The sequence below is a fragment of the Microcoleus sp. MON1_C5 genome (assembly GCF_036701875.1).
Classification (GTDB): Bacteria; Cyanobacteriota; Cyanobacteriia; order Cyanobacteriales; family Microcoleaceae; genus Microcoleus.
In genome coordinates this window covers 1-10,003 of sequence record NZ_JAUBRN010000107.1, presented here as the reverse complement: position 1 = coordinate 10,003, position 10,003 = coordinate 1, and the positions used below count along the sequence as shown (strand labels likewise).

General features: G+C 46.3%; 6 protein-coding genes and 1 pseudogene. 5 read left to right on the top strand and 2 right to left on the bottom strand.

Features of this window, described 5'->3' with window-relative positions; translation table 11 throughout:
* The 3 genes and pseudogenes from QUA71_RS28105 to QUA71_RS28095 all read left to right on the top strand — a co-directional run.
* Positions 1-2,935, top strand: a 2,935-nt coding sequence (locus tag QUA71_RS28105) for a DUF4347 domain-containing protein (protein WP_333290156.1), incomplete at its 5' end; no start/stop codon positions are given.
* Positions 2,936-3,234: 299 nt separating this feature from the next.
* Positions 3,235-3,911, top strand: a pseudogene (locus tag QUA71_RS28100) (IS1 family transposase).
* 104 nt (positions 3,912-4,015) lie between these two features.
* Complete coding sequence (locus QUA71_RS28095) at positions 4,016-4,354, top strand: hypothetical protein (protein ID WP_333290158.1); 339 nt, start codon at positions 4,016-4,018, stop codon at positions 4,352-4,354.
* A gap of 13 nt (positions 4,355-4,367) precedes the next feature.
* Here QUA71_RS28095 and QUA71_RS28090 read toward each other — a convergent pair whose 3' ends face one another.
* Complete coding sequence (locus QUA71_RS28090; protein ID WP_333290155.1) at positions 4,368-5,240, bottom strand: ABC transporter permease; 873 nt, start codon at positions 5,238-5,240, stop codon at positions 4,368-4,370.
* A gap of 238 nt (positions 5,241-5,478) precedes the next feature.
* Here QUA71_RS28090 and QUA71_RS28085 point away from each other — a divergent pair, with 238 nt between their 5' ends.
* Both QUA71_RS28085 and QUA71_RS28080 read left to right on the top strand, forming a co-directional pair.
* On the top strand, positions 5,479-6,807 hold the full coding sequence (locus QUA71_RS28085) for a pitrilysin family protein (RefSeq protein ID WP_333290153.1): 1,329 nt from the start codon (positions 5,479-5,481) through the stop codon (positions 6,805-6,807).
* A gap of 483 nt (positions 6,808-7,290) precedes the next feature.
* Complete coding sequence (locus QUA71_RS28080; protein ID WP_333290151.1) at positions 7,291-8,325, top strand: C39 family peptidase; 1,035 nt, start codon at positions 7,291-7,293, stop codon at positions 8,323-8,325.
* Positions 8,326-8,511: 186 nt separating this feature from the next.
* Here the strand turns inward: QUA71_RS28080 and nadC are convergent, their stop codons facing one another.
* Positions 8,512-9,375, bottom strand: a complete 864-nt coding sequence (gene nadC / locus QUA71_RS28075; RefSeq protein WP_333290150.1) for a carboxylating nicotinate-nucleotide diphosphorylase — start codon at positions 9,373-9,375, stop codon at positions 8,512-8,514.
* Between the last annotated feature and the right edge of the window lie 628 nt (positions 9,376-10,003).

Sequence of the window (10,003 nt, the reverse complement as noted above, 5' to 3'; positions counted from 1 at the left end):
CAGCCTACAATTAGGCAATACCGCTCTGGGTTCAGAGAACATAGAGCAATACAAAAGCCAGTTGGAAAAGTGGCAAACTTCACTAGCCCCACAAGCAGACATCATGCTGTACGGCTGCGATGTAGCAGGCGGTACAGGTGCTAATTTCGTCGATAGATTCAGTGAATTAACCGGGGCTGACGTTGCGGCATCCACCAACACAACCGGCCGCGGCGGCGACTGGAATTTAGAATTTGCTAGGGGTCAAATTGAATCTCCCTTAGCCTTGCACCCAGAGGCTATGGCAAGTTACCAAGGTAATTTAGCTACGATCGTAGTAGCCAACAATAGCGATAGCGGGCCCGGTTCATTAAGGGCTGCGATCGCCACCGCTGTTGCCGGCGATATCATTACCTTCGCTCCAGGTTTAGCCAGCCAAACCATTACTCTCACCAGCGGTCAACTCGATATTCCCGCTGGCAAAAACATCACCATTGACGGCGCCGCAGCACCCGGTTTAACCATCAGCGGCAACAATACTTCGCGGGTAATCCGCATAGGAGGTTCGACCAATGCTACTATAAAAAACCTGATTGTTGCCAACGGCAAAGTTTCTGGAATCGATCCGAATAATGAGGCAACTAGCGCCGGTGGTGGCATTCAAACAGGAGGTAGCAGCACTTTAACTTTAGAAAATTGCCAAGTCAATAATAATGTTGCCGGTTTTGGTGGCGGCATTTACACGGGTTTCCGCAGCACGACAAATGTAATTAACAGCAAGTTTAGCGGCAATGACGGTTCTTTAGCTAACAATACCGAACGCGGTGGCGGTGCGATCGCAACCAAAAGCGGGGGCGTTCTGACTATCAAAGATAGCGAATTTACCAACAACAAAGGCAGCTACGGCGGTGCTGTTAATAACCTGTTGGGCAGCATGACGATCGAAAACTCTAAATTTACAGGCAACCGCACAGATAAAGGCGTTGGTGGGGCAGTTTACGTCGATGGCGCTAATGCTTCGGGTCCCAATGCAACCCCCGGCCCCGTTGCCGGAAATATTGCTATCCGCAACAGCATTTTTGACGGCAATATCGGCTCGGGAGAAGGAGGCGCAGCCTTTTTGTTTGGTTATTTGCAAGATAAAGTGGTTTTGGAAAATAGCACCTTTATTAATAACCAAGCCGTAAAGAATTTATCAGGTACTGGAGGCTCCGGCGGCGGCGTCCGCCACGGCAACGTCGATTTGACCGTGACAAACTGTACGTTCGCTAACAATAAAGCTGAAGATAACGGCGGCGGTTTGTGGTTCGGAGAAAATGGAAATGTCAGCATTGTCAACAGTACCTTTTCCGGCAACAGTGCTGCTAAGCAGGGCGGGGGAATGGTTGCTGGCAACAGAGATTTTTTTTCGACTAATATCGTCAATTCGACTTTTGCTAAAAATACCGCTGGAGAATATTCGGGAGGTATTGCTACTTTTAACGATGCTGTGAAATCGCCAATTACTGTCAAGAATTCAATTTTTGATAGGAATACGGCAAGTAATCCTTTTAAAAATAGGCAGCACACTGGACGGGAGCTAATTGATGGGGGAAACAATCTTCAATTCCCCGCTAAACTGACGGTGGGAGATCCTAATGATAGTAATGTTACGGCAAATGTGACGATCGCAGACCCCTTACTCGGCTCTTTGCAAAATATTAACGGCGCTTTTGTGCTGCCGCTGCTAGTAGGAAGTCCGGCAATTGATACTGGTACTGGTGTGGGCGCGCCGGCTGCGGATCAGCGCGGTGCGAGCCGCCCTCAAGATGGTGATAATAACGGAAGTGCAATCGTTGATATTGGCGCTTACGAATTTAACCCTACAGTTACGCCGCCTCTTACTGGTTCTTTGGGTCAAACCAATAATTACAGCAGTGTCAGTGACCTGATCGCACAATGGCCGAATGCCGCCCAGAATCAAGGCATCAAACTGTCTGGGATAGCTTTTGATGGCGTGGAAACTGACTACCTTAACCCGAATGTCATCAGCAACCTCACCTTAGCAAGCAACGAAAACCCTAAAAGCTGGTTGAGCTACGGCAGTACCGGTGGTATTGGTGTCCCATCCTCTTATGATGGTTGGTTCACCGACGCCAATAAAATTCGGGCTGAAATCAACCATAACCCCAACACCAATCAATCTCAGACGCTGAAGGTGAAATGGGCAGATAACCAAGACATCACTAGCACAACGATCGACCTCAGTGCATTGAGTCCCAAAACAAGTCCTGGTTTGGGCGATCAAGGCAATGAAGTTGGTTTCCTGCAAATCTTTAATAATGGGGTTCGGGTACCGGCCACCAATTTTAAGATCGCTCGCCTCAACGCTCCGAGCGCTCCAAAACCCATTACTGTGTCTTCAGATGGAGTGACTGTAATTGGCGATCGCACCGATGGCAGTTTCAAATTCCAGATAGTAGGAGACTCTCTGGTCGGCGCTACTTTTGACGAACTGCGGTTCTCCACCAAAGCCTACGATAGCCCTACCGCTGCCTACGCCGCCACCTCCTTCAAAAGCGATGGTTCCGATTACCTAGTGCGGCACATTGAATATCAAGGGATTTCTAATGCTGTGTCTCCGACTTTCTTCTCTTACGGTTCGTCTCCCGATCCTATTATTGATGGTGGTTCTGGAGTTGTTACGATTAATCGGACTGGCGATACTTCGGTTTCGGCTTCGGTGGACTATTTGATTGTTGCCCCTGGTGGTGGTCAACCTGTGAACAACGTAGACTACAACATTAGTCCATTTGCTGTGAATCCTTCGTCCGGCACGGTGAACTTTAATCCCGGTCAAACTAGCGTTAGTCTGACGATTAACAATCTTCCTGGTTTGACTGGTGGGGTGGTGAATTTGGGCTTTGGCCCAGGTTCGATCGGCGCTCCGGCATCGACTGCAATTACTCTGCTTTAAGGCTGTTAGTAGGGCGAGGAATCCTTGCTCTACTAATATAGCCTTTCTCAGTAACATGAGGTGCTCTGGCGGGCATAGGGCATAGGGCATAGGGCATAGGGCATAGGCCTCCGTGGGCATCAGTTGCGAGCGGTGTGTACCTCATTTTATTGAGAACCGCTATATGTCCCGCAATTAGTTAAATGCTTTGGTAGTGATGCACAGTAATGGTTTAATATTAAATCAACATAAATTTCCGAAGTAAAAGTATAGAATGTCCTAATTTTCAAAGCGACTTTTTATTAAAAATGGAAAGACTTATTACAGGAAACAGCGATTTAAGTGTAAAGATTGTAGTCGGTCGGAAGATTAAAATTTCTCAATATAAGCAGCTTTCACTCCTAAACTAAATCCTTAATTGAGCGGCTGATTTTATAAAAAACTTCTTGAGCCGGAATTGCTAGAGCTACGGGGGTATCCATTCGATAGCTTAAGAATTATGTAAATAAAAAGTCTGCCGAAATTTCTGGGAAAATTTTGGTGATTAAAAAACCGAAAGGTTCATTGACTTTACAGCTAGATGAAATGCGCTCACTTGTCAAAAACAACCGAAAAAAGCAATGGCTCTGGATAGCTTTCGATCGAAATACCCGTAAAATTGTTGGACTTTATATTGAAGAGCGCTCAAAAAAATCTGCGTCCATGCTCGGGCAATCTTTACCTCCTGTCGAGAGACAATGTGCTGTTTGTTATACTGATTTTTGGGAATCTTATTCAGAAGTGCTACCTTTTAAAAGACATCGACCTGTAGGTAAAGAATCGGGAAAAACCAGTCATATTGAAAGACTTAATAATACTTTACGGCGGCGAATTTCTCGTTTGGTTCGTAAAACCTTGTCTTTCTCAAAAAAACTGCTTTCACCATATTGGGGCAATTTTTAACTGTGGATCTCACTATAACTTTTGCAGAAGAAAAGGATATCCTTACTGTGCATGACTACCAACGCTAGTTTATGTAGAGAGCCAAAAGCTTGATTATCATTACTATGCAGGACTAGCAAAATACTATTGACTATTTTGCCAAACTATAACTGAAAAAAGCTGCAACATGGTTCAGACATTCGCGGTATCGCCCTCGAAGGCGTTCCAGAGGAACAGGTTAACCCCACCCCGGAAATGGCGACAATTTTGGGTCAAGCCTTTGTGAGTTGGCTGGTGCAAAAAGTCAATAAATCAGTCGCAGAATTAACGATCGCGATCGGGCGCGACAGCCGCCTATCCGCGCCAATCTTAATGCAGCCAGTCATAGCGGGTATCACCTCAGTCTGCAGCCCAGGCTACGACTTTGAAATGGCTTCAACTCCCGCCAAAAGTTTGAGCATACCTGAACAATTTTTAGAGGAGGCACAGTATTCCTCAAATACTGTGCTTGCTGCGTAAGTTTTGAATATTGCTATTTCCTTACCGCAGCATTGGATCTGGGGTCTAAAGCGTCTCGCAGCCCGTCGCCCAAAAGATTGAAACCCAGAACAGTCAAGGTAATCAGCAAACCGGGAAACAAAATAGTCCAAGGAGACGAAAGAGCGTATCCGCCCTTAAAAGCATCAGAAAGCATCGTCCCCAACTCAGGAACCGGCGGCTGTGCGCCCAAACCCAAAAAACCCAAACCGGCAGCTTCTAGTGTCGCCGTACCAGTCGAAAGAGTTGCTTGTACAACTAGAGGCGCGAGACTTCCCGGCAAAATGTGGCGAAAAATAATCCGCAAGTCGCTGGCGCCCAAGGCCTTGACAGCCAAAACAAATTCTTGTTCCCGCAAAGACAGCACCATACTGCGAGTTAAACGGATGTAAATCGGAATTTGCACGAGGCTGACAGCGATAATTACGCTTTGCAGGCTCGGCCCGGTGACGGTAACAACGCCGATCGCCAGTAAAATCGAAGGAAAAGCTAGCAAAATATCCGCCAAAGTGCCGATCGCAATTTCCAGCAACCCCCGAAAATACCCGGCCACCAGCCCCAAAACCGCTCCCACAATTAAACCCGCACCCACAGAAACCAGGCTGACGAGTAAAGATATCCCCAATCCGTGCCACACCCGCACCAACAAATCTCGCCCCAAACCGTCGGTGCCAAACCAATGTTTAGCGCTAGGAACCACCAAGCGCGACAAATAATCTCGATCGACCGCCGGATCGTAAGGAGAAAGTAGGGGGGCCAACAGTGCCGAGATCATCAGCGCTACAGTCAAAATTAAGCCGATTTTCCCCGAAGTCGATCGCCAAAATCGTTGAAAAGCTGCTTGTGGAAATACGGAGTTTTTATTCAATCTTCGATTTTCCATCGAATGCTGTCACCAAAAAACAGAGGACTTGGGCAACTATTAGGATAAATTAACGATCGCGATCGCAGAAATACGTTAACAAGACTTCTTCCGGGAGACCAAAAACTCGGTGCGTGTATTACCGTCCACATCCAATTGCATTTTTCGCGCCAAATGGCGAATGCCTGAGTCCTTCCTTAAAGACGCTTTAAGATATAGAGAACAAGATAAATTTAAAAGCGCAATGACATCCACCCTACTCAAATCCTCCTCCAGATCGCCCCTCAACGCCCCAACAATCCGCCATTTCCCCAACGGCCTCACCGTTATAGCCGAACACTTGCCGGTCGATGCTGTTAACCTCAGCGTGTGGCTCAATTTAGGCTCAGCCGTCGAACCAGACGACATTAACGGTATGGCTCACTTTTTAGAACACATGATTTTTAAGGGAACTCCCAGCATTCCCAGTGGCGAATTTGAGCGCGCGATCGAGCAACGCGGCGCCGTCACCAATGCAGCCACCAGCCAAGATTACACTAACTACTACATCACCACAGCTCCTAAAGATTTTGCCGAACTAGCTCCCCTGCAAGTCGATGTGTTGCTCAACGCCAGCATTCCCGACGACGCCTTCGATCGAGAACGGCTGGTAGTGTTAGAAGAAATTAGACGATCGGAAGACAATCCACGCCGCCGCACCTATCAGCGATCGATGGAATTAGCCTTTGAAGTCCTGCCCTACAAGCGACCGGTACTCGGCCCGACTGCGGTAATCGAACAGTTGACAGCCCAACAAATGCGGGATTTCCACAGCAGCAGATATCAGCCAGGGGCCATGACAGCCGTAGCTGTAGGCAATTTGCCAGTCGAGCAACTAATAGAAATTGTCGCAGACAGTTTTGCAGCAAAAAGTACAGCACAAACCAACAAAATAAATGTGCCTGCTGTCGGCAACTTTCACCCAGAACCCCAAATCCCCAACTACGGCCAAGAATCGCCGTTTACAGAAACAGTCCGCCGCGAATTTGTAGACTCTGCCCTTCAGCAAGCCCGACTAATCGTGATGTGGCGAGTGCCAGGTTTCATGGAAATGTCGGAAACTTATGCCCTCGACGTTTTGGCGACAATATTGGGTCACGGCCGCACAACTCGCTTGGTTCAGGATTTGCGGGAAGAAAAAGGGCTAGTTTCGTCAATTTCGGTCAGCAACATGACTCAGCGACTCGGCGGCGTATTCTCAATTTCCGCTCAACTACCGACAGAAAACTTGGCAGCAGTGGAAGCTGCGATCGTCGAACACATCCGCACTCTCCAAACCGAACTGGTGACAGATGCCGAAATTTCCCGCATCCGCACTCAAGTAGCAAATCGGTTTATCTTTGGTAACGAAACTCCGAGCGATCGAGCAAGTTTGTACGGTTACTATCAGTCGATGGTAGGAGATATCGCTCCCGCCCTCAACTATGCCGCCTGCATCCAAGCTCAGACTGCCGAGGATCTCCGAGAAGCCGCCGTTAAATATCTGTCTCCAGACGCGATGGGTGTTGTGGTAATTCGCCCGGACGAAGCATAAATCTGACTTCGCCTCAACAGGGAAATTCTGCCATCCCTCTGGTTTTGAGGCATCCAACGGCATTCGGCATTCTGCCGAAACAATGTCAACGCGCACGAGGGATTTTTAGTCAATACTGCGTGAAATTCGATCGGCCCTCGCCTTGAAGGTTTTGTATCAAATAATTAATATGAAGCCTTTAAGGTACGGACGATCGGCAAAATTACCGTAATTTTATGAGACGAGAAACTGGGAATTATTGACGAGTCAGCAATTTAGTCTAGGGAAGCCGGATCGATCGGCGATCGTAATTCTAAAATCTAAAATCTAAAATATAAAATCGGTTGCTCGGCAAAATTACCGTAATTTTATGAGACGATAAACTGGGAATTATGGACTAGCAAGCAATTTAGTCTAGGGAAACCGGATTTATCGGCGATCGTAATTCTAAAATCTAAAATCTAAAATCTAGAATCTAAAATCGATTGACAGGGGCACGCAAGCATGAAATTACAAAACTTTCTCAACTCAAAAATTAGGTACGATGCCAAAGCAATTGCTGCAGACGACGAACTCAGTGGTCAAATTCAAAGCCGCCTCATTGACCTGGGTTTACTGAAGCCTCCCGTAGACGGAATTTTTGGCCCTCTCTCTACGGCCACCCTCCACCGATTTCAAACTCTGATGAAGTGCGGCGAACCGGGTTTTTTGGGAGCAGTCACAGCCAAAAAGCTGATAGAAACCAAACCAGAGGAGATTCCCACACATCCCCTGATCCTGAAAACGCTCAGAGACACCATTTTTAAATCAAAACCGCTGGCGTCTTCTCAACTTCACGACTCGGAAAAACAAGTAATACCAGCCGGAAAAGAGTTTGAGATTCTGGCTTTTGCTCCGGCTCGCGGTCACATCAGAGTTGCTCTCCGCAACGAGTCTTTCAAAGGTTCAGGAATTTGGTATGTTTTTGGAGCCCACGCTCAAATTACTCAAGAGAGCGTTCTGTTTTTTCCCAAACCGAATCCCCCAACTGTCAGGCTCGGCATTCCTTACCGATCGCAACTGGATAACTTGAATAATCCTACAGGTTCTTGCAATGTAACTTCATTAGCGATGTGTATGGACTTTTTGAGGGTGCCGCGGCGCAAACAAACCGGGCAATATGAAGACGAACTCTACGAATATGCGATCGCGAAAGGTTACAGTCGCTGGGACCCCTACGATTTAGCAAAGATTGTTAAAGATTACGGCGCTCAAGATTTCTTTACCGAGAATGCAACTATTGATGACGTTCAAGATTGGCTAGCCAGTGGAAATCCCGCTGTCATCCACGGATACTTCACGTCTTTCGGTCACATTATAGTTGCATCAGGCTACGACAGCGAGGGATTCTTCGTTCACGATCCCTATGGCGAGTGGTTCCGAAGTGGCTACGATACAAGTGTCAGCGGTGCTTACTTGCACTATACTTACCGCTTAATCCGCAGCCTCTGTATGCCTGACGGGAATTTTTGGGTTCATTTTATCTCTAATCATTGTTAAGAGTCATTAGTCATTAGTCATTAGTCATTAGCTAAGAGATAAGTTGCCTCTGGAATTATTCGGCGATTCAAATCGCTTAATAGTCAAACGAAGTCGGATCAGAGAGAGACTAAAAAGTTAAATGGCTATTAAAGATTGATTTGGTATTGGCAATATTTTCTATCACTAATGACTCCTGACTAATGACTAATGATTCTGAATTTTCATGCTTAAATCGAGCCAAGTCGATCGTGTAATCGGAGCACTGGTAGAAATATAGTCAACTCCGGTTTCGGCTACACTTCTAATTGTTTCTAAAGTAACATTGCCGGAAGCTTCAATTTTTACCCGATCGCTCTTTTCGCGAATTATTGCCACAGCCTGCCGCATCAAATCCAAGGACATATTATCTAACATGATAATATCGGCTTTGTGCTGCAAAGCTGTCTCTACCTCAGCCAGAGTTTCGGTTTCAACTTCGATCGTCAGCGGATAGGGGATAGAATTGCGAATTAGGGCGATCGCCTCTGCAATTCCTCCAGCCGCCGCAATGTGATTATCTTTAATCATCACCGCGTCATCTAATCCCATCCGGTGATTGCAAGCACCGCCGACTTGAGTCGCGTATTTTTCCAACAATCTCAATCCGGGCGTTGTCTTGCGCGTATCCACTAATTGCACGGGTAAATCGGCAATTTTGTCAACATATTTCTGAGTCAAAGTAGCGATGCCGCTCAAACGCATTGCCAAGTTTAATGCTACTCTTTCTCCCGTTAGCAGCGCATCGAAATTGCCGGAAATCTCGGCGATTATTTCTCCTTTCTCGCACAGTTTCCCTTCTGGTACTTGGGGGATGAAACTGAGGCTGCTGTCTAAAAGTTTAAATGTGCGATCGGCAATTGGCAATCCGGCAATGACACCAGCTTCTTTGACTATCCATTTAGCCGTACCCTGGATGCTGTTTGCGGGAAATAAGGCCGATGTTGTGCGATCGCCCCTACCGATATCTTCTAGTAGCCAGTTGTGCAATAGCGAGTCTAAAACTATCCAAGGCGGTAATATTGATGTCATGTTTTTGTTGGTTGTTATATCAAGATCGTATCTACTAGGAAGAATAGTCGATCGGGTAATTTTAAGCAAGTTGCAAAATAATCTGGTCACGCGGATGTTTTTGTTGGCTTAATTATAGTTTGCTCAACAGACGCAGTTTTGTAGTCAATCACCTGTTGACAAAGTTGGGTGTCGCTGATTTAATAGAGTGAGTTTGCTTTGTCGCAAGGAAAATTGGCGCCAAAGAAACAAGCTCATCTGATTTATGAGCAAGCACAGGCTTTGGGGTGGGCCACTAGGGCTAAGGGTAAGTTTGCTAGTAAATTTGGAAGTAACGAACTTGATAAATTAGAGTTCGGATTAGATTATTTCGCCTAAAAACTACATTCAAGCTACAAATACTCAGTTATGACTCACCTAAATATTTCTCCTCTCAACCGTCGCTCTTTTCTTAGTTATGTTGCTTTAGGTACTTTGGTTTTATTGACAAAAGACTTGCTTGATCCAGCTAGCGCTATGGCTGATAGCGAGGTATCAGATAAAAATCTTTCTAGGTTGGAGACATATCATATTTCAATACGGTTCAGTTAAGGGCTAGGCAGTGCTTAAAACAATAAATACAGGAGGATTCATTATTATTCCAGTACCT

What these genes read in the sequence shown, in the direction of transcription:
- nadC (WP_333290150.1), bottom strand. Translation starts at nt 9,375, where the DNA reads ATGACATCAATATTACCGCCTTGGATAGTTTTAGACTCGCTATTGCAC.
- QUA71_RS28085 (WP_333290153.1), top strand. Translation starts at nt 5,479, where the DNA reads ATGACATCCACCCTACTCAAATCCTCCTCCAGATCGCCCCTCAACGCC.
- QUA71_RS28080 (WP_333290151.1), top strand. Translation starts at nt 7,291, where the DNA reads ATGAAATTACAAAACTTTCTCAACTCAAAAATTAGGTACGATGCCAAA.